Genomic DNA, 24,031 nt, shown 5'->3' with positions numbered 1-24,031 from the left:
AAGAATGGTCACTACGCGTATCCCCCAGAAGCAATCGTTGCTCTTCTTGAACATTGTTCATTCCGAGATTGCGCGGGAAAATAACATAAAGTGAAATGAACGATCAATAGTTTTTAATAATCGCTTGATAAATAGGAGCGGTAACTGACAAATTGCTGAAAATATCGTCAAGTTAATCTTTAGGTAAGGAGATCCCCGGTTCATTCGTTCCTCACGCCCGAGGATGACGACGCGGGTATACAAACGTTGCTAGTGAGGCTTTGAGATCTCAGCACCCTTTCGTCATTCCCTAGTACGAGGAACGAGTTCATAGGGAATCTCGCTTTTAAAACGAAGTTAAAGGTATGAGAATTTGAATATTTTATCGACCGTCTAACCACGGGAGTCAAACAGGAAAAATGTGGGGTAATAAAATGTTGAACGGCAGAAACCAAAAAGCCCGAACATTTCTGTTCGGGCTTTTTAATTTGGAGCGATACATCGGGTTCGAACCGATGACCTCAACCTTGGCAAGGTTGCGCTCTACCAACTGAGCTAGTATCGCATTTGCTACACCCGTTAAGACGTAGACTTTAATAGATGGTGCCCCGGGCCGGACTTGAACCGGCACAGCGCGAACGCCGAGGGATTTTAAATCCCTTGTGTCTACCAATTCCACCACCAGGGCACGCAATTCTTTATTGCGATGCCGATTACTGAAAAGTAAAACACCATCTTAATGCTGACGCCAATCAACATTACAAATTTTGGAGCGATACATCGGGTTCGAACCGATGACCTCAACCTTGGCAAGGTTGCGCTCTACCAACTGAGCTAGTATCGCATTTTCATTACTCTACGAAAGAGATAATGGAGGCGCCTCCCGGAGTCGAACCGAGGTCCACGGATTTGCAATCCGCTGCATAGCCACTCTGCCAAGGCGCCTTAATAACTCCATTCGAATCGCTTATTGCCATCCTCTTGGGTACGGGATGCATTCTACGGATTCGAGCGTTTGAGTCAATATTATTTTTGTATTTTTAATTCGTTTGAATAGATTTTATACGAAACAGGCTAAATAGCTGACTTTGTGTGCAAAGCACTTTGTGGACAGGCTATTCAAAGGAGATCTATATCACATTAGATATCCACTATTGATAATTTAACCTTAGGTTAAAGATCAAAAAAGCGAGCCTCAGCTCGCTTCTTCATCAATGGTGTTTTTCGTCTAACAAATCATCTTTGGCGGCCATCAAGTATTGCGCCATTGACCAGTAAGTAAGAACGGTTGCAACATAGAGTGCAATGTAACCCACCCAAACCATCCAGTCGTCGTATCGCCAGATAAGTACCCAAAGAGCAAACATCTGAGAAACGGTTTTCACTTTACCAACCCAAGATACCGCAACGCTTGCACGTTTGCCGATTTCAGCCATCCATTCACGAAGCGCCGAGATGATAATTTCACGACCAATCATGGTCACAGCAGGAATAGTCACCCAGATCGAGTGATAATGCTCGGTAACTAAGATAAGAGCAGTAGCAACGAGCACCTTATCCGCCACGGGGTCAATAAAGGCACCAAAGCGAGACGTTTGTCCTAGTTTACGAGCCAGCATGCCATCTAGCCAGTCAGTAAAACCCGCTACCCAAAACACCATTGCAGCAGCAAAAGGAGCCCATTCATAAGGTAGGTAAAAAACAACAACGAATACTGGGATTAAAAATAGTCTCAGTAAGGACAAAATGTTAGGTATATTCAAACGCATATTATTAGGCTCTTATCAATTGCGCTTTAATGGTGCGGGATTTTTACTATTGTTTCAATGCTTGATAAATGTTTTCTGCCAAAGAATGACTAATGCCCGGCACTTTGGCTATTTCTTCGACAGTTGCACGCTTAAGTTCTTGTAAGCCACCCATATATTTCAACAAAGATTGACGACGCTTAGGCCCTACCCCTTCAATTCCTTCAAGTGCACTGGTTCTACGCGTTTTACCACGTTTTGCTCTATGCCCGGCAATAGCATGATTATGGCTTTCGTCACGAATATGTTGGATAAGGTGTAACGCTGGCGCATCACTGGGTAAATTGAACTCTTCGCCTTCAAGAGTCACCAAGGTTTCTAAACCCGGTTTACGCGTAACCCCTTTGGCTATACCCATCATTCTTGGTCGAAATGGCCAATCACCCCAATATTGAGAAATGATCTCATGAGCGCGGTTGAGCTGACCTTTACCACCGTCGATAAAAATGATGTCTGGGATCTTATCGACATCAAGTTGCTTCGAGTAACGCCTCTCAAGCGCCTGAGCCATTGCCGCGTAATCATCACCACCGGTAATGCCAGTGATGTTGTAACGGCGGTATTCCGGCTTAACAGGGCCTTCCTGATTGAACACCACACAAGACGCTATCGTACTTTCACCCATGGTATGACTGATATCAAAACATTCCATCCGTTTAATCACATCCATCGACAACACTTCTTGAAGCTCTTTAAAGCGCTGGTTGATGGTCATCTTGTGATTAATCTTGGTGGTAATAGCCGTCAATGCATTGGTATTCGAGAGTTTAAGGTAACGACCTCGAGTACCTGAAGGGTTGGTATTGAAGTGAATCTTACGACCCGCCACTTCACACAAGGCTTCTTGAATCGGTGTGATATCTTCCATCAAATCGGCATTGAGAATCAAACGAGTTGGGATGGTTCTCGCTTCATTATGCGCAAGATAATATTGGCTTAAAAAGCTCGAAAAAACCTCTTCTCGCACCGTATTGTTAGGAATTTTCGGGAAATGGCTTCTACTGCCTAAAACCTTGCCTTGGCGAATCATCAAGATATGAATACACGCTACGCCATTCTCTTGAGCAAAGCCCAACACGTCCATATCTTCCATTGAGTCGTCGGATACATATTGTTGTTCTTGCACGCGTCGAATCGCTTGGATTTGGTCACGGAACGCGGCAGCTTGCTCAAAGCGAAGCTCTCGGCTTGCTGTGTCCATCTTTTCGATGAGCGTCTCAAGGACTAACTTGTCCTTCCCTTGCAAGAACAGACGAACGTAGTCGATAAGTTCACTGTACTCTTCATCAGAGATGATTGAGCTGACACATGGCGCAGCACAACGGCCAATCTGATACATCAAACACGGGCGCGTTCTGTTGGCATAAACCGTATCTTCACACTGGCGAGCAGGAAAGATTTTTTGTAGTAGGTGCAACGTCTCACGCACAGCGCCGGAATCAGGGTAAGGACCAAAGTATTCGCCCTTTTTCTTTTTAGCACCACGATGCATCGACAAACGAGGATGCTTGTGACCGCTAATAAAAATATAAGGGTACGACTTGTCATCACGCAAAAGTACGTTGTATTTAGGCAAGTACTGCTTGATGTAGTTATGCTCAAGGATGAGCGCTTCTGTTTCCGTGTGCGTTACAGTGACATCGATCTTGTCAATATTGCTGACTAAAGCGCGTGTTTTTTCACTGTCGACTTTTTTACGGAAATAACTGGAAAGGCGTTTTTTGAGGTTCTTAGCTTTACCGACGTAAATAACGACAGCCTCGGCGTTATACATTCGATAAACGCCGGGCTGCTCTGTTACTGTCTTGAGGAATGAGACTGAGTCAAACAAGTTGGTCACTATACGATCTCAGTGTTAAAGGGTCTCAGTGTCTAACATTCCATGTCTAATCGCTAAATGCGTCAGCTCTACATCGCCACTGATATCCAGCTTACTGAACAAGCGGTAGCGGTAACTGTTGACTGTTTTAGGACTTAGATTGAGTTGTTCTGAAATATCCGTCACTTTCTGACCTTTGGTAATCATCATCATGATTTGAAGTTCACGTTCAGATAAGTCTGCGAATGGATTTTCAGACGCGGGCGAGAATTGGCTCAAAGCCATCTGCTGCGCAATTTCTGGTGAAATGTATCGTTGGCCACTATTAACCACTCGAATTGCATTTACCATTTCATCCGGACCTGCCCCTTTAGTAAGGTAACCAGCAGCTCCAGCTTGCATCACTTTAGTTGGAAACGGATTTTCCGTATGAACAGTTAAAACGATGATTTTAACATCAGGGTTGAAACGCAAGATTTTCTTGGTTGCTTCTAAGCCACCAATACCAGGCATATTCATATCCATCAAAATAACGTCAGTATTGTTAGTACGACACCATTTTGCAGCATCTTCACCGCTTTCAGCTTCCCCTGCTACGTTCATTCCACGGACGTCTTCAATAATACGTCGTATCCCTGTGCGAACCAGCTCGTGATCATCTACAAGGAAAACATTTATCAAACTTGTATCTCCACACTATTAATTGGCTCTGCAACCACTGTTCCTTTGTTCATCTGTTTGAAACAATTGAACAAAGGAACAGTGAATCGCAGCATTGAGTACATCTTAACTTAATTACTAAAAAAAAGCTCTGTTGAATATGTGCTGAAACACGAACTTTAGCAAGTACTTATTAACAAATAAGCCAACTAAAACAACAAGCTTTTTCTAAAAATCAACCAGTTAAAACAACACCCAATAAAATTACACAAGATAAAGACATTTTCAATACCATTGAATAGCCATTCGCGACAATTTCACTTATTTGCTTATAGAGTCCCGTTATTTGCCTCTGTTAACTAGAATTTAGTTAGTATTTTTGCTGCCTGTTATGCGCTGAGGGTCGCTAGGTGGTAGTATTCGATTCCCAATTTCAATAGGTTACTACATTGGATATTCAGCAAGGCTTTGTACTCACAAGACAAGCAAGAGACTTTTCAGGGCGCACACAAATCGACTTGTGGTTAAGCACCCCTCAAGGCCCTACTCTACTGACAATTCAAAATGAAAAGCCTGTATTTTTTGTCGCGCAAACTGATGTTGAAGCATGTCAGGCTATCGCAGCGAAAGAGTCTATCAATTGCCAGTTAAAGCCTTTGGAGCTAGCAACATTTGACCAAACCCCTTTAGCCGCTTGTTACTCTTCCTTATCGAGAAGCAGCTTCGGGTTAGCTCAAGCCTTTAACGGTGAAGAGATCCAAACCTTTGAAAGTGATATTCGACTGGCCGATCGTTTCTTGATGGAGCGCTTTATCAAGGGCAGTATCGAATTCACAGGCACTATCACTCCAAAAAGACAACATCGCAGAGTATCGAACGCAAAATGTCGAGCTGGCGATTACTTGCCAAACTTGTCTGTGGTTTCGCTTGATATTGAGTGTTCGGAAAAAGGCGTGCTTTATTCCATCGGCCTAGACAGTCCAATGGATAGCCGAGTGATAATGATTGGCGACCCACAACAAGCCGACACCAATATCCAATGGGTTGCCAACGAGAAAGCGCTGCTTGAAGCTATGATTGCGTGGTTCTCCGAGTTTGACCCAGACATCATCATCGGTTGGAATGTCATTGATTTCGACTTTAGGCTGCTGCACAAACGTTCAGAATGGAACGAAGTGAAACTCAGTATTGGTCGCGACAATCAACCGAGCTTCTTTCGCAGCTCCGCACAAAACCAGCAGGGGTTCATTACCATTCCTGGTCGCGTGGTCTTAGATGGTATCGATATGCTTAAAACAGCAACCTACCATTTCAGGTCATGGTCTCTTGAGTCCGTGTCACAAGAGTTACTGGGCGAAGGCAAAGACATTCATAATGTTCATGACCGCATGGATGAAATCAATCGAATGTTTAAGTTCGATAAACCTTCACTTGCCAAGTACAACCTTCAAGACTGTGTGCTAGTAAACCGAATCTTCGAACACACTCACCTACTCGATTTTGCTATTGAACGTTCTCGCTTAACTGGTGTTGAACTTGATCGCGTTGGCGGCTCTGTCGCTGCTTTTACTAACTTATACATGCCTCAGATACACCGAGCGGGTTACGTCGCGCCGAACTTAAAGCCTGAGAACTGGATCGCTAGCCCCGGTGGTTATGTGATGGATCCGATTCCCAACCTTTATGACTCTGTGTTGGTACTCGATTTTAAGAGCCTTTACCCATCGATCATTCGTTCTTTCTTAATTGACCCGATGGGGTTAATTGAAGGACTAAAGTTAGAGTTAGGCTCTGAAGAAGACCAAGCAGTGGCTGGGTTTCGTGGCGGTCAATTCCACCGCTCTAAGCACTTTCTACCAGAGATGATCGAAAATCTCTGGGCAGCGCGTGATGTCGCAAAGAAAAATAACGAGAAAGCTTTTTCTCAGGCGATTAAGATCATCATGAACTCTTTCTATGGTGTGCTGGGTTCTTCTGGTTGTCGTTTCTTTGATACTCGATTGGCGTCATCGATCACCATGCGTGGTCATGAGATCATGAAGCAAACCAAGGTTCTGATCGAAGATAAAGGGTATCAAGTAATTTACGGAGATACCGATTCAACTTTCGTGTCTCTTAATGGCAGTTTTGAGCAAGAACAAGCAGACGAGATTGGTCACTCTCTTGTGGCTTACATCAACGACTGGTGGACGAATCACCTGAAAGAGGTCTACAACCTCACCTCGATACTTGAATTGGAATACGAGACCCATTACCGCAAGTTTCTAATGCCGACAATTCGGGGCTCTGAGACAGGATCGAAGAAACGTTATGCAGGCTTAATCAATCAAGGTGACCAAGAGAAGATCATTTTTAAAGGCCTTGAAAGTGCACGAACCGATTGGACGCCTCTCGCACAACAGTTCCAACAAACCTTGTATGAGATGGTCTTTCACGACCAAGATCCAAGTGATTATGTTAGACAGTTTGTCGATGAAACATCCGCAGGCAAACACGATGACCTACTGGTTTATCAAAAGCGCTTGCGCCGTAAATTGCATGAATACCAGAAGAACATTCCGCCACAGGTTCGCGCAGCAAGATTAGCCGATGAGATCAATGCTCAGCTCGGTCGCCCACTTCAATACCAAAACAAAGGACGTATTGAATATTTGATTACGCTGAGTGGCCCTGAGCCCAAGGAGTACTTAAAGAGTGGCATCGATTATCAACATTACATCGACAAGCAGATTAAACCGGTCGCAGAAGCGATTTTGCCCTTCATTGGTTTAGATTTTGAAAGAGTTAGCGGGCAGCAACTAGGCCTGTTCTAGATTTAATTCTCTTTTCGAGGCGACATTAGACTCGAGATATCTATTAAAACTCGAACCGGACATCAAAACGAAAAAAGCAGAGGAGTTCTTAACTCGCTCTGCTTTTTCATATCAACGGATAGCTTACGAAGCCCTATCCGATTCGAAACTCAGTTTTCTGATACTGCTTAACCAGCCATTCACCAAAGCCATCAAGAATCCCTATTACTGAACGTTTAGGAATCGCACGCCCAGACAGCAAAATACCCAATCTTTGAATCTCGACTTCTTTCTCTGGATGATATCTCAAGAACTGTTGACCGCACTCCATAGGCGCATCGAACCAGTTCTTGTCTCGGTACATAACCAAAGAATAACTGGCTCGCAGAAGCTTCTTGGCAATAATCACCTGCGCGGCGACTTGCTGCTCTGGTGTTGTTGCTCGGGCGATCTTATTGCGATACACCGCTAACCAATTTTCCGCGTCCATATTCCAATGCTTAGCAATTTCCCAACTCGTTTCGAAATCACCATAGCAATCAGATAAGTCTTCACCATGCACACACACAGCTAAATGCTTGAGCATAAAGCCCCACGTAAAGATATTGTCGAAATCAACTATCTCGCTCACCAAGGTAGTTTTGATCGCCACTTGAGTGACCTGAGGGAAGCTCTTTTGGAAGCGCCATTTGATGGTATTCAGCAGCGTGGTTCGTTGATCTGGAAAAGGACGATGGGTAACCACAACCACATCTAGATTCGAGCGACCGACAACGGCTTGCTTACGTGCCACACTGCCATAAACATAGACACTGTGCAGATTAGAACCTAACCCACCTTTTAGAAAGGTAATCAGATCGTTAACCACAGGTTGAAATTCAGGTTGAAATGGCTGTGTTGGGTCAATAACAGGTAGCTGCATAGGTCGTTTCGGTAAATAAAATAATGATTTAACTGTCTCTCTATGATCGCTTAGGTGACTTTATGATTCAAGCTATTCCTATTTATAGCGTCTACGAGATATAATCACCGGATAGACCCAATAAGGACAAACACAAAATGCCTAGAGCAAGTGAGATTAAAAAAGGTTTTGCGATCAATGTTGATGGCAAAACAGTACTAGTTAAAGATATCGAAGTAACAACACCAGGTGGCCGTGGCGGTCAAAAGATTTACCGCTTCCGTGGTCACGATGTAGCAACTGGCGTTAAAACAGAAGTTCGTCACAAGGCTGACGAAATCGTTGAAACGATCGACGTAACTAAGCGTGCAGTGATGTTCTCTTACGTTGATGGCAACGAGTACATCTTCATGGATAACGAAGATTACACACAGTTCATCTTCAACGGTGAAATGATCGAAGACGAACTGCTGTTCATCAACGAAGATACGCAAGGTATGTACGCGATTCTTATCGACGGTACTGCGGCGACTCTTGAGCTACCAACTTCAGTTGAGCTAGTAATCGAAGAGACAGACCCTTCAATCAAAGGTGCATCTGCTTCAGCTCGTACTAAACCAGCTCGTCTGTCTACAGGCCTTACTGTTCAAGTTCCTGAGTACATTGCAACTGGCGACAAAGTTGTTGTGAACACAGCTGAACGTAAATACATGAACCGCGCAAGCTAAGATACTGATTATGACCGAAGCTAACGACCTAATGTCTTACGACGATGCAATTGACACTGCATACGACATCTTTCTAGAGATGGCTGCTGATAACCTTGAACCTGCAGACGTGATCTTATTCACGGCTCAGTTTGAAGATCGTGGCGCTGCAGAACTTGTTGAAACTGGTGACGATTGGGTTGAACATGTTGGCTTTGAAGTCGACAAAGAGATCTACGCTGAAGTACGCATTGGTCTTGTAAATGAAGCTGATGATGTCTTAGATGACGTATTCGCTCGTCTACTGATCAGCCGTGACCCTGAACACAAGTTCTGTCACATGTTGTGGAAACGCGACTAGGCTCTTCTTAAACCAGCTCAGAGTACTGAGCTGGTTTTCTTACGACTTCATAGCCTCATCACTTTACCAAACTGCAACTCTACAAAATTATGACCAAAGCAAAGACAGATACCCTATCCAAAGGCTATGCCTGTGTTGGATTAGTAAATCCCAAAACCCCTGAAAATGTTGGCTCAGTAATGCGAGCAGCTGGTTGCTACGGAGCAAACTCTGTATTTTATACTGGCACCCGTTATGACCACGCTCGACAATTTCATACCGACACCAAGGAAAAGCACCTTGAGCTACCATTAATTGGTGTTGAAGACCTGAAAGACATTATTCCAGTTGGCTGCGTGCCCATCGCGGTTGATTTGATAGAAGGCGCTAAGCCTCTGCCTGATTATAAGCACCCACCTCGTGCTTTTTATATCTTCGGCCCTGAAGATGGAACTCTGAAAAAAGAGATCACGGACTTCTGTCGTGAAACCATCTACGTTCCGACTAATGGCTGCATGAACCTTGCTGCCGCGGTCAATGTTATTTTGTATGACCGCATGGCGAAGGGTGACAACTTCTCGAATCATTTGAAAGTGACCTAATACCAATCGTAGTCCATAGCTAGTCACCCTAGCTAGTGAAGCACTTCTACCTGGTTAATCGTTTCTACTTGGTAAGCACTTCGACATGATTTGAACTGCGCCATATTCAAGACGAAAAAAAACCTGCTAAGTTAGCAGGTTTTTTAGTATTCGAAACGTTGGATTAAGCTTTAAGCTTAAGAACTGTAGCAACTACTGGTGTAATTACTTACGTGATCTTGGCTTAGCCGGTTTAGCCGGGCGTCCGTTGTTCAGTTTAGGCTTTTTGGTAGCCTGAGGTTTGCCATTGGTCGCTGGAGCACTACGGCCTGAATCAGGTGTTGTAGTACCGCGAGTTGCAGGCTTCTTACGCTTAGTCTGGTTGCTACGGCCTTTAGGAGCATTTGCACGCTCTTCGTGACGCTTAACAGCACGACGAATTTTTTGGCTACGAGAACGCTCACGCTTACGAGAAGTGTTTGCAGGATCAAGATCCAACAGTGTCTCTTTTTCTGGCTGAAGTTCAACAAGCTCACGCAAGTAGTTTACTTCTTGAAGATCTAGCTCTTTCCAACCGCCACGAGGCAGTTTCTTATCAAGGTAGATATCACCGTAACGTACACGTTTCAGACGGCTTACTGTTGTTTCTTGTGATTCCCAAAGACGACGAACCTCACGGTTACGACCTTCGTTAATCGCTACGTAGAAAGTATGGTTCATACCTTCACCGCCAGCGTAAACCACGTCTTCGAAACGAGCCATACCATCTTCAAGTTGAACGCCACGAGTCACGTTCTTAACTTTTTGCTCAGTCACTTCACCAAACACACGTACTAGGTACTCACGCTCAACCTGACGGCTTGGGTGCATTAGGCGGTTTGCAAGTTCACCATCAGTAGTGAAAAGCAAAAGACCCGATGTGTTTGCATCAAGACGGCCAACTGAAATCCAACGAGAACCACGGATCTTAGGTAGACGATCGAAAACAGTGCGGCGGCCTTCAGGATCATGACGAGTACAAAGCTCACCTTCCGGTTTGTAATAAGCAAGTACACGACAAACCACTTCTTCAGAGGCTTTGCCTGTAATAGTGTGGCCATCGATACGGATCACTGAGTTCTCGTCTTCAAGACGCTCACCCAATTTCGCAACTTGACCGTTAACACTTACACGACCAGATTTAATTAAACCTTCTAGTTCACGACGAGAACCGTGACCAGCTCGCGCTAAAACCTTCTGTAATTTTTCGCTCATTTACTCTTTTCTACCTAATTGTCGTCTTCACAGACGTCGAATGAATTTTTCGCGACCAAATCGCGGTCGCGTATTATCGCAAATAACCTGCCAAAAAGCACTTGTTATTTACTCTGGCAGGTTTGCTGTTTCGTTACAGACTGTTAATCAGTAACTCTATTATTCAAACGGCGCTGGATCGCCGGCACCACGACGTAAAACAACGGCGTCATCGTCACTGAAGTCAATAACCGTAGTCGGTTGCTCACCTAAGTAGCCGCCATTCAAAATGACATCAACCGCATGCTCTAGGCTGTCGCGAATTTCTTCTGGATCCGATTCAGTTGTCTCGTTACCCGGAAGAATCAGAGACGTCGACATCAATGGCTCGCCCATTGCTTCCAACAGGTCAAGTGCAATCTTGTTGTCTGGTACACGAATACCAATCGTTTTACGCTTAGCGTTCATCAAACGCTTTGGCACTTCTTTAGTTGCTTTGAAGATAAACGTATAAGCACCGGGCGTGTGTGCCTTAAGTAAACGGAAAGCAACGTTATCAACTCGTGCATACAGTGACAATTCAGAAAGGTCACGGCATAACAACGTGAAATTGTGCTTATCATCGATTCGACGAATTTTACAGATGCGTTCAAGTGCTTGTTTGTTTTCAAGCTGACAGCCCAGCGCATAACCGGAATCTGTTGGATAAACCACAATGCCGCCATTGCGAATAATCGCAACCGCTTGAGTAATTAAGCGCGCTTGTGGGTTATCTGGGTGTACATAAAAAAACTGGCTCATTGTTGATCCTCGTTATCGAATCTCTCGACTCTATCATCAGAAGGAGCTGGTTCACCTAAATACTGTCATCGGTATCAGTTGGTGAAACCGTTTGAAACTCCCAATCTTTCCATACTTCTTCGACCCCAGAAGGTAGCCAGAGATTACGTCCAAGTTCCATCCACGGAGATGGATAATGGAAGTCACTGCCTTGGGAGGCTAATAGTTTGTATTGTATAGCATAATCCGCAAGTGTGCGTCTTTCTTGTTGCGCTTGCTGAGGCTGAGCGACTTCCATAGCGTCACCTTTTGCTTCAACAAATGCAGCTAACAGACGCTTAACCCACTTCGCTGTTAAGCCATATCGGCCGGGGTGAGCTAATACGGCTTGACCACCAGCAGCATGAATAGCCGTTACAGCATCACTCATTGAACACCACGTTGGCGGCACATAACCCGGGTTATTGCGAGTCAGAAACTTTTTAAACACCTGCTGCATGGTTTTTGCGTAGCCGTTATCGACTAACCACTTAGCAAAGTGAGCACGAGTGATAGGCGCATCACCCGCAATCAATTTAACTTCTTCTAGCAAGCCTTCACGAGTCGCTTTCTCAAGACGTTGAGCAATCATCTCTGCACGTCCGACACGGTGTTGCTTCTGTTGTTCAATTAACGCTTTCAATTCTGGTGATTCAGGATCGACGTTTAACCCAACAATATGGATATCTTTGTTTTGCCAAACAGTTGAGATCTCGATGCCGTTAATCAACTGAATAGGAAGATTGTTATCAGCAATATAGCTGCGTGCTTCAGCAAGTCCATCAGTCGTATCATGATCTGTAATCGCTAACGCTTCGATGTTAAAGCCTAGCGCTCGGTCAATCAGTTCAGGTGGAGTAAGTCGGCCATCTGAGGCTGTTGTATGACTATGTAGATCAATTCTCATATATTCTTTTTCATTGTTTTCAATTTTTATCGTTATATTTGTGTCAACGCACTTGACCTGCAAGCGCAAAACTAGTTAACTAGTACGCAAATACGAAGTATCACATTTGATAGGTTCACTATGTTACAAGAATTTAACCAAAACCATAAAGATAAAGTTTTAGAACTTTCTTCAGTAGAAGCAAGTTCAGAGCTTAATTGGTGGCGCACTTGGACAAGTTCTTGGTGGGCCAACGTGTACTTCTAATTAAACAGTTTGTTTATAAAAAAGTTATCACTAAGCCCGCTTTCATAGCGGGCTTTTTAATTTGTCGAACATCTCACATTCAACTGACTAACAAATCAACGAATTGACCATATTCTAGATTGGGTGAAAGGTATCTTTATGCGACTATGTACGGCAGGAAATTTAAAGAATCATAAAGGAGGTCTTGTGAACAAGGCCATTGAAATCAAAAAGCTGGGAACCATTGAGGTCATCAATTCTTCCGTTCCTTACTCGCAAGATCCAACCAGTGTTTTTCATACTCTTTGTGAAAACAAAACAGACAGTCTGTTGTTGGAATCTGCTGAGATTGAATCTAAACAGAACCTGACAAGCCTACTCCTTATCGACTCTGCTGTTCGCATCGTATGTCGCGGACATGAAGTAACCTTTCAAGCGTTGACTCAAAATGGTCAAGCGCTTATCGAACACCTATCTCAAAACGTTAAAACAGAGATAAAATCTGACCTTACGGATAACGTTTTGACGCTGACTTTTGTTGAGCCAAGCAACGAATTAGACGAAGATTCACGTTTAAGAGAAGCGTCTTCATTCGATGCACTGCGTTTGGTTCAACACAGCTTTGAGCAAGACGCGGATAACAAACACGCGTTATTCATGGCTGGCCTATTCGCTTACGACATCGTGGCGAACTTTGAACCGCTAGGCGATGCTGAAGCAACCAACAACTGCCCTGACTTTGTTTTCTACGTTGCCGAGACTCTATTACGTTTCGACCACCAAGAAAACGAAGGCCTACTTCACGCGAGCTTGTTTGCTCAAGATGAAAGCATCAAAGCGCAATTAACAGAGCGCCTAGCCGACATTCAAACACAGTGTCAGTCATTGAAAGCCATCACAGAAGTTACACCACTCGACAACGTTGACGCTGTACCGAGTGTTTCAGATGAAGACTTCTGCCAAACGGTTCGTGATTTAAAAGAATACGTCGTTAAAGGCGATGTATTCCAAGTGGTACCTTCACGTCGCTTTACGCTACCTTGCCCTACTCCATTGGCGGCTTACAAAGAACTCAAGCAAAGTAACCCAAGCCCTTACATGTTCTACATGCAAGATGAGCTGTTTACTCTATTTGGTGCTTCTCCAGAAAGCGCGCTGAAGTACGAAACTGAAACCAACCAAATCGAGATTTACCCAATTGCTGGTACTCGTCGTCGCGGTAAACGCCCAGACGGTCAAATCGATTTCGACCTAGATAGCCGTATCGAACTTGAACTGCGTACCGACAAGAAAGAAAACGCTGAGCACATGATGCTAGTCGACCTAGCTCGTAACGATGTGGCACGTATTGCAGAAGCAGGCACTCGCCACGTAGCAGACTTGCTGAAAGTTGATCGCTACAGTCATGTGATGCACTTGGTTTCTCGTGTTGTTGGTCAACTACGTGAAGACTTAGATGCCCTGCACGCTTACCAAGCTTGTATGAACATGGGTACGCTAACAGGCGCACCAAAAATCCGTGCAATGCAGCTTATTCGTGACGTAGAAAAAACACGTCGTGGTAGCTACGGCGGTGCAGTTGGTTACCTAACTGGTGAAGGCACGTTAGATACGTGTATCGTGATTCGCTCTGCGTACGTTGAAGATGGCGTGGCACAAGTACAAGCGGGCGCGGGCGTGGTGTTCGATTCAGACCCACAAGCAGAAGCAGATGAAACGCGCGGCAAAGCACAAGCGGTTATCTCAGCGATTCAAGCTGCACATACTAAAAGCGCTGCTGCAAATCAGCACACATCAAACAAGAAGGAGTCGTAATCATGGCTGATATTGTATTCATCGATAACTTCGACTCGTTCACTTACAACCTTGTAGACCAGTTTCGTTCATTAGGTCACAGCGTAAAGATTTACCGTAACAACATTCCGGCAAAGGTTGTTGAAGCGGCGATCAACGAGCTAGACAACCCTGTTGCACTGCTTTCACCAGGCCCCGGCGCTCCGGCTGATGCGGGCTTCATGCCAGAGCTGATTCAGCTACTAAAAGGCAAAGTGCCAATGATTGGTATTTGCTTAGGCCACCAAGCGATTGTTGAAGCTTACGGCGGCACCGTTGCAGGCGCTGGCGAAATCATTCATGGTAAGGTGTCGATGATGGAACACCAAAACCATGCGACTTACCAAGGCTTACCTTCGCCACTAGCTATCGCTCGCTACCACTCTTTAGTGGCAACGCATGTATCCGATAGTCTAACGGTGACCGCTGAAGTCGATGATTTGGTGATGTCTGTAGTTCAAGAACAAGACAAGGTTTGTGGATTCCAATTCCACCCTGAATCAATTATGACGACCTACGGTGCAACGCTTCTAGCAAACGCTATCGAATGGGCTCTTGAGAAACCTATTCATTTAGAGAAAAGCTCTCCCCTTGAGAAGACAGCGACTCTTGACCAAAAGACTAACTAGGAAACGATCATGGAACAGATTAATAAACTTTACGAACAGCAGTCTCTTACTCAAGAAGAAAGCCAACAATTATTTGATGTCATCATCAAGGGCGAACTAGACCCAATCCTGATGGCTTCTGCACTGACTGCACTTAAGATCAAAGGCGAGACGCCAGACGAAATCGCTGGCGCGGCAAAAGCACTGCTTGCCAATGCAAACCCGTTCCCACGCCCTGATTACGATTTCGCTGACATCGTAGGTACAGGTGGCGATGGTCACAACACCATCAACATTTCTACAACTTCTGCATTTGTAGCAGCAGCGTGTGGCTTAAAAGTCGCAAAACACGGTAACCGCAGTGTATCGAGCAAATCAGGTTCTTCTGACTTACTGGACTCGTTCGGCATTAACCTAGCGATGACCGCGGAAGATACACGTACGGCTGTTGACGAGCTTGGCGTAGCATTCCTATTTGCTCCGCAATACCACGGTGGCGTGCGTCACGCGATGCCTGTTCGCCAAACAATGAAAACACGCACTATCTTCAACATCCTTGGCCCACTGATTAACCCTGCTCGCCCTAACATCGAGTTAATGGGTGTTTACAGCAAAGAGCTAGTACGCCCTATCGCGGAAACCATGCTGCAAATGGGTATGAAGCGTGCTGCGGTTGTTCACGGTAGCGGCCTCGATGAAGTGGCTATTCACGGCGAGACGATCGTTGCTGAAATCAAAGATGGCAAAATTCACGAGTACACAGTGACACCGGCTGACTTTGGTTTGAACACTCACCCTCTTGAAGCAATCAAGGGCGGCGAGCCAGAAGAGAACAAAGCCATCACAACCGATATCCTGACAGGTAAAGGCACTGATGCTCAAGTTGGCGCAGTAGCCGTGAACGTTGCTCTGCTGATGCGTCTATTTGGTCACGAAGATCTAAAAGCCAACGCACAGCAAGCGATTGACGCGATGAACTCTGGCAAAGCGTACGAGCTTGTACAAAAGCTTGCTGCACACGCCTAACGAACGACGAGACAAAGAACATGACACAGACTACCGATAAACTGTCGACCCACGTTTCAGTCAAAGAAGCTGAAATGGCGGAAGTATTAGCAAAAATCGTTCGAGATAAATACCAATGGGTTGAAGCGCGTAAGCAAACTCAACCATTGGACGAGTTTAAAGCAGCGTTAACCGCAACAGACCGCAGCTTTTATGATGCACTGAGCGGTGAACAAACGGTTTTCATCACTGAATGTAAGAAGGCATCTCCGTCAAAAGGTTTAATCCGTGACGAGTTTGATTTGGACTACATTGCATCGGTTTACAACAACCACGCCAACGCGATTTCTGTGCTGACAGACGAGAAGTACTTCCAAGGTGACTTTGAGTTTTTACCTAAGGTTCGCAGCATTGCTAAGCAACCTATCCTGTGTAAAGACTTCATGGTTGATACCTACCAAGTTTACCTAGCTCGTCACTACTCAGCTGACGCAATTTTGCTAATGCTTTCGGTATTGGATGACGAAGAGTACAAAGCACTTGCTGACGTTGCTCACTCGCTAAATATGGGCGTACTTACCGAAGTCAGCAACGAAGAAGAGCTTCATCGCGCTGTCGCTTTAAAAGCAAAAGTGATCGGTATTAATAACCGCAACCTGCGTGACCTTTCGACTGATTTGAACCGTACCAAAGAGTTGGCGCCGCTGATTCGCGAACTGGCTCCAAACGCAGTCGTGATTTCAGAGTCTGGCATTTACAACCATCAGCAAGTACGTGACCTTTCAACATTTGCAGACGGCTTCCTAATCGGTAGCTCTCTGATGGCTGAAAAGAACCTAGAGCTTGCGGTGCGTAAAGTGACGCTCGGTGAAAACAAGGTGTGTGGTTTAACTCACTCTGACGATGCCGCGAAGGCTTATCAAGCTGGTGCGGTGTTCGGTGGTTTGATTTTCGTTGAAGCGTCTAAGCGTCATGTGGATATCGAAGCGGCTCGTTTAACCATGAGTGGCGCACCGCTGAACTACGTGGGTGTGTTCCAAAACCACAGCGTAGCAGACGTTACGAAAACGGTATCTGAGCTAGGCCTGTTCGCTGTGCAACTGCACGGTGATGAGTCTCAAGCATTTGTTGATGAGTTAAAACAATCAATACCTGAAAGCGTTGAGATTTGGAAAGCTTACGGTGTGGCTTCTGGTGGTGAAAACGGTGCTAAAAGCGCGCTACCAGAATTACTGAAAAGCAACGTGACTCGTCACCTGCTAGATACTAAAGTGGGTTCTCAAACGGGTGGTACTGGCCAAGCGTTCGATTGGAGCCTAATCAACAACCAAAGCGCAATTATGTTAGCGGGTGGCCTAAACCCAGAAAACGCTAACCAAGCCGCTAAGTTAGGTTGTTTAGGATTAGACCTAAACTCTGGCGTTGAATCAGCTCCAGGTAAAAAAGACGCAGACAAACTGCAACGCGCTTTTGCAGCGATTCGTAATTACTAGTCCAAGCTCGGCGCTAGAAATTAGAAAGCAGAAACTAAAAACATATTTGTGAGCTTTGCCTTTTGCGAAGCTCAAGCAAGATTAAATGACTTGGTGTGAATACACATCGATAGAATTGAAGGAATAACACAATGGCTAAACTCGATGCCTACTTTGGTGAATACGGTGGTCAATACGTACCGCAGATCCTAGTGCCAGCACTAGACCAACTGGAACAAGCATTTATCGATGCACAAGCAGATCCTGAGTTCCGCAGTGAATTCATGACGCTTCTGCAAGAGTACGCAGGTCGTCCAACGGCACTAACGCTAACGCGTAACCTGACCAAAGGTACAAAAACCAAACTGTACCTAAAGCGTGAAGATCTCCTTCACGGTGGTGCTCACAAGACAAACCAAGTTCTTGGCCAAGCATTGCTAGCAAAACGCATGGGTAAACAGGAAATCATCGCTGAAACTGGCGCAGGCCAACATGGTGTTGCAACGGCTCTAGCTTGTGCTCTATTGGGCCTTAAGTGTCGTGTTTACATGGGTGCAAAAGACGTTGAACGTCAAAGCCCGAACGTGTTCCGTATGAAGCTAATGGGCGCAGAGGTTATCCCTGTTCATTCTGGCTCTTCAACGCTAAAAGATGCATGTAACGAAGCGCTACGTGACTGGTCTGCAACTTATGAAGACGCGCACTACCTATTGGGTACTGCGGCTGGCCCTCACCCATTCCCAACGATTGTTCGTGATTTCCAACGCATGATTGGTGAAGAAACGAAGCACCAAATCTTGGCTCGTGAAGGTCGCCTTCCAGATGCCGTGATCGCTTGTGTCGGAGGTGGTTCAAACGCTATCGGTATGTTCGCTGACTTCATTGAAGAAGAGTCTGTACGCCTGATCGGTGTAGAGCCTGCTGGTAAAGGTATTGATACCGACCAACACGGCGCGCCGCTTAAGCACGGTAAAACCGGTATCTTCTTCGGTATGAAAGCACCACTGATGCAAGATGAGAACGGCCAAGTAGAAGAGTCTTACTCTGTTTCTGCTGGTCTAGATTTCCCATCAGTTGGTCCTCAACACGCGCACCTAAATGCTATTGGCCGTGCTGAATACGACAACGTAACCGACGATGAAGCGCTAGAAGCGTTCCAATTGATTGCACGCAAAGAAGGTATTATCGCAGCACTCGAGTCATCTCATGCTGTGGCTCACGCTGTCAAAATGGCTCACGACGACCCAGAGAAAGAACAGCTATTAGTGGTTAACTTATCTGGTCGTGGTGACAAAGACATTTTCTCCGTACACGACATTCTTAAAGAGAAAGGAGCATTATAATGGATCGCTATCAATCACTCTTCACTCGCTTAGCTGAAAAGAATCAGGGCACATTTGTACCATTCGTAACGGTTGGCGATCCTAACCCTGAGCAGTCTCTTAAGATTATGGAAACGCTAGTTGAAGCGGGTGCTGACGCACTTGAGCTTGGTATCCCATTCTCAGATCCGCTTGCAGATGGCCCAACAATCCAAGGCGCAAACATTCGCGCGTTAGATTCAAAAGTAACGCCAGATGTGTGCTTCGATCTTATCGGTCAAATTCGTGCTAAATACCCAGAGTTACCAATCGGCCTACTGATGTACGCAAACTTGGTTTACGCACGTGGTATAGAAAATTTTTACGAACGCTGCGCAAAAGCAGGTATCGATTCAGTATTGATTGCTGATGTACCAACTAACGAGAGTGGCGAGTTTGTTGCTGCAGCTAAGAAGTTTGGTGTTCACCCAATCTTTATTGCTCCACCAACAGCAAGTGATGAAACGCTTCAATCAGTATCTGAGCTAGGTGGCGGCTACACCTACCTACTTTCTCGCTCAGGCGTAACGGGTGCAGAAACAAAAGCAAACATGCCAGTAACGGCACTGCTTGATCGCTTGAACAAGTTCGATGCGCCACCAGCACTGCTTGGTTTCGGTATCTCGGCTCCTGAACAAGTGAAAGAAGCGATTGTAGCTGGCGCTGCCGGTGCTATCTCAGGCTCAGCCGTAGTTAAAATCATTGAAAACAACGTTGAACAACCAGAAGCAATGCTTAAAGCACTTGCGGAGTTTGTTACGCCAATGAAAGCGGCAACGCAGAAATAATCGACGGTCATTAAATAGACGTTCGTAATCAATGGTCGTTAAATAGAACCAGCGATTCAAATACTAAAAGGCTCCACAGTTGTGGAGCCTTTTTTATTGCTTTTCATTTGAGCGAATTACTCATCGGCTTTCATCGTTTTCTTGATTGCAGCCTCATTGAGTGTCGCTTTGATCGGATCGGTTATCTTCTCGACCAGATCGATGGGCATTGGGAAGATGATGGTGGAGGTTCTTTCGTTAGCCACCTCGGTTAGCGTTTGCATATATCGCAATTGAATGGCGTTGGGCGCTTGATTCAGCACTTCGGCCGCTTCCCGTAACTTTGAGGATGCTTCAAGCTCACCTGTTGCATGTATTACCTTAGCTCGACGAGAACGCTCGGCTTCCGCTTGTTTAGCAAGAGCTCGCACCATACTGTCATCCAGATCAACATGCTTGATCTCGACATTGGCAATCTTGATCCCCCAGTTATCGGTGTGTTGATCCAGTATCGCTTGTAAGTCTCTATTAAGCTCTTCACGCTCAGACAACAGCTCATCCAATTCATGCTGACCGAGCACCGAACGCAGCGTTGTTTGTGAAAGTTGGCTAGTCGCTTCAAGGTAATTCTCAACGTTGTTGATCGCCATCTTCGGATCCAACACTCGGAAATACACCACGGCATTCACCTTCACCGACACGTTATCGCGTGTGATCAAATCTTGTGTTGGTACATCCAAAACGATAGTTCGTAGATCCACTCGCACAATTTGTTGGATAAAAGGAATGATGATAATCAAGCCCGGCCCTTTCACACCGTAAAAGCGCCCGAGGAAGAACACCACTGCACGCTCGTACTCGCGCAGCACTCTGAACATGCTGGCTATCAGCAAGATAACGAGCACAATGACAATACCTATAGTGTGTATAAACATAACCGCCCCCTAATGGTAACGATGGTTAAGCAATAAATAATTCAATAACGTTTGTACTAGCATTCCACGCTAACAGTCCGCGCTAGCTAGGTTTCGATGATGTCTCATCGGGCAACGCCTCAACATCCAACAACAACCCAGTCAGTTTGGTCACTCTAATAAGCTGCCCCGCTTGCAATTCACTCGCGCATTTGGCTTGCCAGATCTCATCTTCTACCAATACTCGACCTGCACCGGGGAAGCCGCTTACCACTTTGCCAGTGTCGCCGACAACCGCTTCCATCCCCGTAGTCACCGGCTTGTTTCTCACTCGGACTAGCATAGAGATAGTTACAACGATAAAAGCGACAGAGAATAGGCTAATACCGATAATTAACGGCAACGCGATTTGATAACCCGGCACTTCGGTATCCATCAGCATGATCGAGCCCAATGTGAATGCGGCGACGCCACCCAAACCGAAGATACCGAAGCTCGGGCTAAAGGCCTCTGCGACCATTAAGGCAATTCCAAGCAGAATCAACGCAAGGCCTGCATAACTCACTGGCAGCATTTGTAAGGAGTACATAGCTAATAACAGACAGATTCCCCCCAAAACACCCGGTAGCCCGACACCGGGGTTATAGAATTCGAGTAACAAACCGTAGATACCAATCAGCATCAAAATATATGCAACGTTCGGGTTCGTGATCACCGAAAGCAGACTAAAGCGCCAGTCTTGTTCTCGCTCGACAAAAGCAACATCACTAAGTTGGACTTCCTGACTGACACCGTTGATGGTGATGATGCGTCCCTTGCTCAGTTCAACCAATTGCTGAAGGTCGCTGGCAATAAAATCAATCACGTTAAGAGTCAGTGCATTCTCAGAATCCAAGCTGGCTGCCTCTCTTACCGCTTTTTCTGCCCATTCTTCGTTACGTTTGTGCAGCTTAGCCAAACTGACGATGTAAGCCGCTGCATCATTGATGACTTTCTTTTCCATCGCAGTGGTGGCTTTTACTTGATCTGAATTCTCTTGTTTCGTTGCGTCTTGCTCACTCGCAGAAGTGTTGTCGTCTTTATTGGCCTCATCTTGAGGCGACAAGGGATTAGTCGGCGTTTTGCCACCGCCAAGAGACACTGGGGTTGCTGCACCTAGATTAGTTCCGGGCGCCATGGAAGCAACGTGGCTGGCAAGTAAAATATAGGTTCCGGCGCTCGCTGCTCGCGAACCCGCAGGCCCAACCCAAGTAGCGACTGGAATCGGTGAGGTGGTGATGGATCGAATTATGTCACGCATCGACGAATCTAACCCGCCAGGCGTATTCATTTTCAAAATGATGAGTTTTGCTTGCTCATCGTGAGCTTGTTCTATTTCTCTAGTGAGGTAATCACTGGTCGCCGGACCTATCCCTCCGTTCACCTCAATCACCCAGACATCATCGGCCTGAGCGAACACAGAGCTGAACAACAGAAGAAACGCAAACAAGTACTTTAATATAAAAGTCATAGCCCCTCTCCTTACAACTGAGATGCTAGATAGACGTTTTATTTAAAGCGCAGAGGTAACATCTTGGTAATAAATAGATACCTTAAGCATAGTTCAGGCTAAATTTCACACAACACGTACCTGTGGATTTACCCCAACATAAACGTTCAAAAAACACTCGCAAATGAAATCAAAATGTTAATGGGACGTTTTCAACACTAACGATTGTAAATCATTCACAAAACCTCCAGCGAAAAAGCTTTTATAAATTCAACAAATAACATCGCTATAAAAAACCAAGGCAAACGATTGCATTATTGTGCAAAATCAACAAATGACATTAGACCACCTGTTTTTCAGAGACTTTCACCTCTGCTCATATTGATAAATGTAAAGGATACGTGTAAAACTCGTCGCGAAATATTAATCCAATGGTACATCGTACATTGGTGAGTAGTTCTGGGATTTTTATATTTAGTAGCACAGAGGTTATGGAAGTGTTAAAAGAAAAGAGTTTACTAAGCAATATTGGCATTCAAGTCGTTATTGCAATGATCATCGGTACCGCAGTCGGCGCGATGATGGGTGACAGCGCAACTATGTTCGCTCCACTGGGTGCTATCTTCATCAATTTGATCAAGATGCTGGTTATTCCTCTAGTCGCGGTTGCCCTAATTTCAGGTGCTGCAGGTCTAGGTAATAGCTCATCGGCTGGTAAAGTCGGTGTAACAACACTGGGTTACTTTGCACTAACGTCTGCACTTGCTGTAGCACTAGCGCTTGTAATGGGTGAAGTGTTCGAACCGGGGCGTGGTATCGATGTTTCTGGCGTTGAAGGCATGTTCTCTTCAGAATACGCTGCGAAAGGCGAACTTCCAACGTTCTGGGCAACCATCACTGGCATGATCCCTACCAACGTTTTCCAATCACTGAATGAAGCAAACATTCTGCAAATTCTCGTTTTCTGCTTATTCTTTGGTATTGCTATTTCTAAACAAGCAAAAGAGAAACGTGACCCTATCATCAACGGTGTAAATGCTATCGTTGACGCTATGGTATGGATGATCAACAAAGTTATGATCATTGCACCACTTGGCGTATTCGGCCTAATGGCTGAAGCAGTCGGTACGTTTGGTTTTGGCGCGCTTATGGTCGTGTTCAAGCTGTTCATTGTTTACATCGCTGCGATTCTTATCTTCGGCTTTGTTGCTTACCCACTGATGATTCAAATCTTCACTAAGACTTCAGCTAAGAAGTTCCTAGTGGCAATGAAGAAGCCTCAAGCGGTTGCACTATCAACAGCATCTTCAATGGCGACACTACCAGTAACAATGGAAACGGTAGAGAAAGAACTTGGCGTTCGCAACTCTACGGCTTCATTCGTTCTGCCACTTGGTGCGACGATCAACATGTCTGGTAATGCAATTTACTACGGCCTGGTTGCTATCTTCTTTGCACAGCTGTTCAACATCGACCTGTCTATGGGCGCTTACGTTGCTATCATCGTAACCTCTACGCTAGGCGCAGTTGGTCAAGCAGGTGTTCCAGGTCCTTCTTTCCTAGTGGTTGCGGTTCTTCTAGCAGCTGGTATCCCTATCGAAGGTCTACCTCTATTATTCGCTCTAGACCGTATCTTCGACATGATTCGTACAGCTCTGAATATCACTGGTGATGCAGCATGTGCGGTAATCGTTGATTCTCTAATCAAAGACGAAGTGAAAGAAGCTGAGCTAGAGAAACAACAAGCTTAAACTTCTTCGTAACCTAAAGACCAAAAAGCCACTCATTGAGTTAATGCCGATCGTTTAAGA

At 45.4% G+C, this 24,031-nt stretch carries 21 protein-coding genes, 4 tRNA genes and 1 other annotated feature; of the genes, 12 read left to right on the top strand and 13 right to left on the bottom strand.

Going from position 1 to position 24,031, the window contains the following annotated elements:
• Positions 1-468: 468 nt before the first annotated feature.
• The 7 genes from AB4180_RS02930 to uvrY form a co-directional block, all read right to left on the bottom strand.
• Positions 469-544: transfer RNA gene (locus AB4180_RS02930), tRNA-Gly, on the bottom strand.
• 36 nt (positions 545-580) lie between these two features.
• Positions 581-667 (bottom strand) — tRNA-Leu (locus AB4180_RS02925).
• Between the two features lie 80 nt (positions 668-747).
• Positions 748-823, bottom strand: a tRNA-Gly gene (locus AB4180_RS02920).
• 27 nt (positions 824-850) lie between these two features.
• Positions 851-924: transfer RNA gene (locus AB4180_RS02915), tRNA-Cys, on the bottom strand.
• Positions 925-1,190: 266 nt separating this feature from the next.
• Positions 1,191-1,748, bottom strand: coding sequence for a CDP-diacylglycerol--glycerol-3-phosphate 3-phosphatidyltransferase (gene pgsA / locus AB4180_RS02910; protein ID WP_012604331.1), 558 nt, complete (start codon positions 1,746-1,748; stop codon positions 1,191-1,193).
• A 46-nt stretch (positions 1,749-1,794) separates the two neighbouring features.
• Complete coding sequence (gene uvrC / locus AB4180_RS02905; protein WP_086027554.1) at positions 1,795-3,627, bottom strand: excinuclease ABC subunit UvrC; 1,833 nt, start codon at positions 3,625-3,627, stop codon at positions 1,795-1,797.
• 15 nt (positions 3,628-3,642) lie between these two features.
• Entirely contained in the window at positions 3,643-4,287 is a 645-nt protein-coding gene (uvrY, locus tag AB4180_RS02900) for a UvrY/SirA/GacA family response regulator transcription factor (protein WP_004729778.1), read from the bottom strand.
• Positions 4,288-4,715: 428 nt separating this feature from the next.
• On the opposite strand from uvrY, the gene AB4180_RS02895 reads away from it, so the two are divergent.
• A complete protein-coding gene (locus AB4180_RS02895) occupies positions 4,716-7,079 on the top strand; it encodes a DNA polymerase II (protein ID WP_102249578.1) in 2,364 nt (787 codons plus the stop codon).
• 133 nt (positions 7,080-7,212) lie between these two features.
• Here the strand turns inward: AB4180_RS02895 and AB4180_RS02890 are convergent, their stop codons facing one another.
• Entirely contained in the window at positions 7,213-7,980 is a 768-nt protein-coding gene (locus tag AB4180_RS02890; protein ID WP_065103313.1) for a nucleotidyltransferase, read from the bottom strand.
• Positions 7,981-8,117: 137 nt separating this feature from the next.
• On the opposite strand from AB4180_RS02890, the gene yeiP reads away from it, so the two are divergent.
• The 3 genes from yeiP to AB4180_RS02875 all read left to right on the top strand — a co-directional run bounded on the left by yeiP (position 8,118) and on the right by AB4180_RS02875 (position 9,608).
• On the top strand, positions 8,118-8,687 hold the full coding sequence (yeiP, locus tag AB4180_RS02885) for an elongation factor P-like protein YeiP (RefSeq protein ID WP_009848748.1): 570 nt from the start codon (positions 8,118-8,120) through the stop codon (positions 8,685-8,687).
• A gap of 10 nt (positions 8,688-8,697) precedes the next feature.
• A complete protein-coding gene (locus AB4180_RS02880) occupies positions 8,698-9,027 on the top strand; it encodes an HI1450 family dsDNA-mimic protein (RefSeq protein ID WP_012604336.1) in 330 nt (109 codons plus the stop codon).
• Between the two features lie 89 nt (positions 9,028-9,116).
• Complete coding sequence (locus AB4180_RS02875; RefSeq protein ID WP_004729783.1) at positions 9,117-9,608, top strand: RNA methyltransferase; 492 nt, start codon at positions 9,117-9,119, stop codon at positions 9,606-9,608.
• Positions 9,609-9,812: 204 nt separating this feature from the next.
• Here AB4180_RS02875 and rluB read toward each other — a convergent pair whose 3' ends face one another.
• The 3 genes from rluB to rnm all read right to left on the bottom strand — a co-directional run bounded on the left by rluB (position 9,813) and on the right by rnm (position 12,546).
• Entirely contained in the window at positions 9,813-10,841 is a 1,029-nt protein-coding gene (rluB, locus tag AB4180_RS02870; RefSeq protein ID WP_004729784.1) for a 23S rRNA pseudouridine(2605) synthase RluB, read from the bottom strand.
• 159 nt (positions 10,842-11,000) lie between these two features.
• The gene (locus tag AB4180_RS02865) at positions 11,001-11,621 is read right to left on the bottom strand and encodes an L-threonylcarbamoyladenylate synthase (RefSeq protein ID WP_102249579.1); all 621 of its coding nucleotides are present in this window, start codon (positions 11,619-11,621) and stop codon (positions 11,001-11,003) included.
• A gap of 55 nt (positions 11,622-11,676) precedes the next feature.
• Positions 11,677-12,546, bottom strand: a complete 870-nt coding sequence (rnm, locus tag AB4180_RS02860) for an RNase RNM (RefSeq protein WP_004729788.1) — start codon at positions 12,544-12,546, stop codon at positions 11,677-11,679.
• 120 nt (positions 12,547-12,666) lie between these two features.
• On the opposite strand from rnm, the gene AB4180_RS02855 reads away from it, so the two are divergent.
• The 7 genes from AB4180_RS02855 (at position 12,667) to trpA (ending at position 19,838) form a co-directional block, all read left to right on the top strand.
• Positions 12,667-12,792, top strand: a complete 126-nt coding sequence (locus AB4180_RS02855; RefSeq protein WP_009848753.1) for a trp operon leader peptide — start codon at positions 12,667-12,669, stop codon at positions 12,790-12,792.
• Positions 12,739-12,853 (top strand) — a sequence feature (Trp leader region). Its footprint overlaps the gene before it by 54 nt.
• Positions 12,854-12,978: 125 nt before the next feature.
• Positions 12,979-14,586, top strand: coding sequence for an anthranilate synthase component 1 (locus AB4180_RS02850; RefSeq protein WP_102249580.1), 1,608 nt, complete (start codon positions 12,979-12,981; stop codon positions 14,584-14,586).
• 2 nt (positions 14,587-14,588) lie between these two features.
• Positions 14,589-15,233 carry an aminodeoxychorismate/anthranilate synthase component II gene (locus tag AB4180_RS02845; RefSeq protein WP_102249581.1) on the top strand — a complete coding sequence of 215 codons (645 nt, stop codon included), beginning with the start codon at positions 14,589-14,591 and terminating at the stop codon, positions 15,231-15,233.
• Positions 15,234-15,242: 9 nt separating this feature from the next.
• Complete coding sequence (trpD, locus tag AB4180_RS02840) at positions 15,243-16,238, top strand: anthranilate phosphoribosyltransferase (RefSeq protein WP_102249582.1); 996 nt, start codon at positions 15,243-15,245, stop codon at positions 16,236-16,238.
• A 20-nt stretch (positions 16,239-16,258) separates the two neighbouring features.
• Complete coding sequence (gene trpCF, locus AB4180_RS02835; protein ID WP_102249583.1) at positions 16,259-17,710, top strand: bifunctional indole-3-glycerol-phosphate synthase TrpC/phosphoribosylanthranilate isomerase TrpF; 1,452 nt, start codon at positions 16,259-16,261, stop codon at positions 17,708-17,710.
• 131 nt (positions 17,711-17,841) lie between these two features.
• Positions 17,842-19,032, top strand: a complete 1,191-nt coding sequence (gene trpB / locus AB4180_RS02830; RefSeq protein ID WP_004729801.1) for a tryptophan synthase subunit beta — start codon at positions 17,842-17,844, stop codon at positions 19,030-19,032.
• The gene (gene trpA, locus AB4180_RS02825) at positions 19,032-19,838 is read left to right on the top strand and encodes a tryptophan synthase subunit alpha (protein WP_102249584.1); all 807 of its coding nucleotides are present in this window, start codon (positions 19,032-19,034) and stop codon (positions 19,836-19,838) included. Before trpB ends, trpA begins: the two co-directional genes overlap by 1 nt.
• A gap of 116 nt (positions 19,839-19,954) precedes the next feature.
• Here the strand turns inward: trpA and AB4180_RS02820 are convergent, their stop codons facing one another.
• Positions 19,955-20,752, bottom strand: a complete 798-nt coding sequence (locus AB4180_RS02820) for a slipin family protein (protein ID WP_102249585.1) — start codon at positions 20,750-20,752, stop codon at positions 19,955-19,957.
• A gap of 82 nt (positions 20,753-20,834) precedes the next feature.
• Entirely contained in the window at positions 20,835-22,241 is a 1,407-nt protein-coding gene (locus tag AB4180_RS02815) for a nodulation protein NfeD (RefSeq protein WP_102249586.1), read from the bottom strand.
• Positions 22,242-22,651: 410 nt separating this feature from the next.
• Between AB4180_RS02815 and AB4180_RS02810 the strand changes: the two genes are divergently transcribed.
• On the top strand, positions 22,652-23,971 hold the full coding sequence (locus AB4180_RS02810; protein WP_347231067.1) for a dicarboxylate/amino acid:cation symporter: 1,320 nt from the start codon (positions 22,652-22,654) through the stop codon (positions 23,969-23,971).
• The last annotated feature ends 60 nt before the right edge of the window (positions 23,972-24,031 follow it).

It is taken from the genome of Vibrio sp. 10N.286.49.C3 (genome assembly GCF_041469545.1).
Classification (GTDB): domain Bacteria; phylum Pseudomonadota; class Gammaproteobacteria; order Enterobacterales; family Vibrionaceae; genus Vibrio; species Vibrio tasmaniensis_A.
The sequence above is the reverse complement of the archived record's forward strand: the minus strand, read 5'-3'. Positions and strand labels throughout refer to the sequence as shown.

Coding starts and splice junctions, on each gene's coding strand:
- AB4180_RS02845 (WP_102249581.1), top strand. CDS start 14,589: ATGGCTGATATTGTATTCATCGATAACTTCGACTCGTTCACTTACAAC.
- AB4180_RS02865 (WP_102249579.1), bottom strand. CDS start 11,621: ATGAGCCAGTTTTTTTATGTACACCCAGATAACCCACAAGCGCGCTTA.
- trpB (WP_004729801.1), top strand. CDS start 17,842: ATGGCTAAACTCGATGCCTACTTTGGTGAATACGGTGGTCAATACGTA.
- AB4180_RS02815 (WP_102249586.1), bottom strand. CDS start 22,241: ATGACTTTTATATTAAAGTACTTGTTTGCGTTTCTTCTGTTGTTCAGC.
- trpD (WP_102249582.1), top strand. CDS start 15,243: ATGGAACAGATTAATAAACTTTACGAACAGCAGTCTCTTACTCAAGAA.
- yeiP (WP_009848748.1), top strand. CDS start 8,118: ATGCCTAGAGCAAGTGAGATTAAAAAAGGTTTTGCGATCAATGTTGAT.
- trpCF (WP_102249583.1), top strand. CDS start 16,259: ATGACACAGACTACCGATAAACTGTCGACCCACGTTTCAGTCAAAGAA.
- AB4180_RS02855 (WP_009848753.1), top strand. CDS start 12,667: ATGTTACAAGAATTTAACCAAAACCATAAAGATAAAGTTTTAGAACTT.
- trpA (WP_102249584.1), top strand. CDS start 19,032: ATGGATCGCTATCAATCACTCTTCACTCGCTTAGCTGAAAAGAATCAG.
- AB4180_RS02820 (WP_102249585.1), bottom strand. CDS start 20,752: ATGTTTATACACACTATAGGTATTGTCATTGTGCTCGTTATCTTGCTG.
- AB4180_RS02890 (WP_065103313.1), bottom strand. CDS start 7,980: ATGCAGCTACCTGTTATTGACCCAACACAGCCATTTCAACCTGAATTT.
- AB4180_RS02875 (WP_004729783.1), top strand. CDS start 9,117: ATGACCAAAGCAAAGACAGATACCCTATCCAAAGGCTATGCCTGTGTT.
- rluB (WP_004729784.1), bottom strand. CDS start 10,841: ATGAGCGAAAAATTACAGAAGGTTTTAGCGCGAGCTGGTCACGGTTCT.
- rnm (WP_004729788.1), bottom strand. CDS start 12,546: ATGAGAATTGATCTACATAGTCATACAACAGCCTCAGATGGCCGACTT.
- AB4180_RS02810 (WP_347231067.1), top strand. CDS start 22,652: ATGGTACATCGTACATTGGTGAGTAGTTCTGGGATTTTTATATTTAGT.
- AB4180_RS02880 (WP_012604336.1), top strand. CDS start 8,698: ATGACCGAAGCTAACGACCTAATGTCTTACGACGATGCAATTGACACT.
- pgsA (WP_012604331.1), bottom strand. CDS start 1,748: ATGCGTTTGAATATACCTAACATTTTGTCCTTACTGAGACTATTTTTA.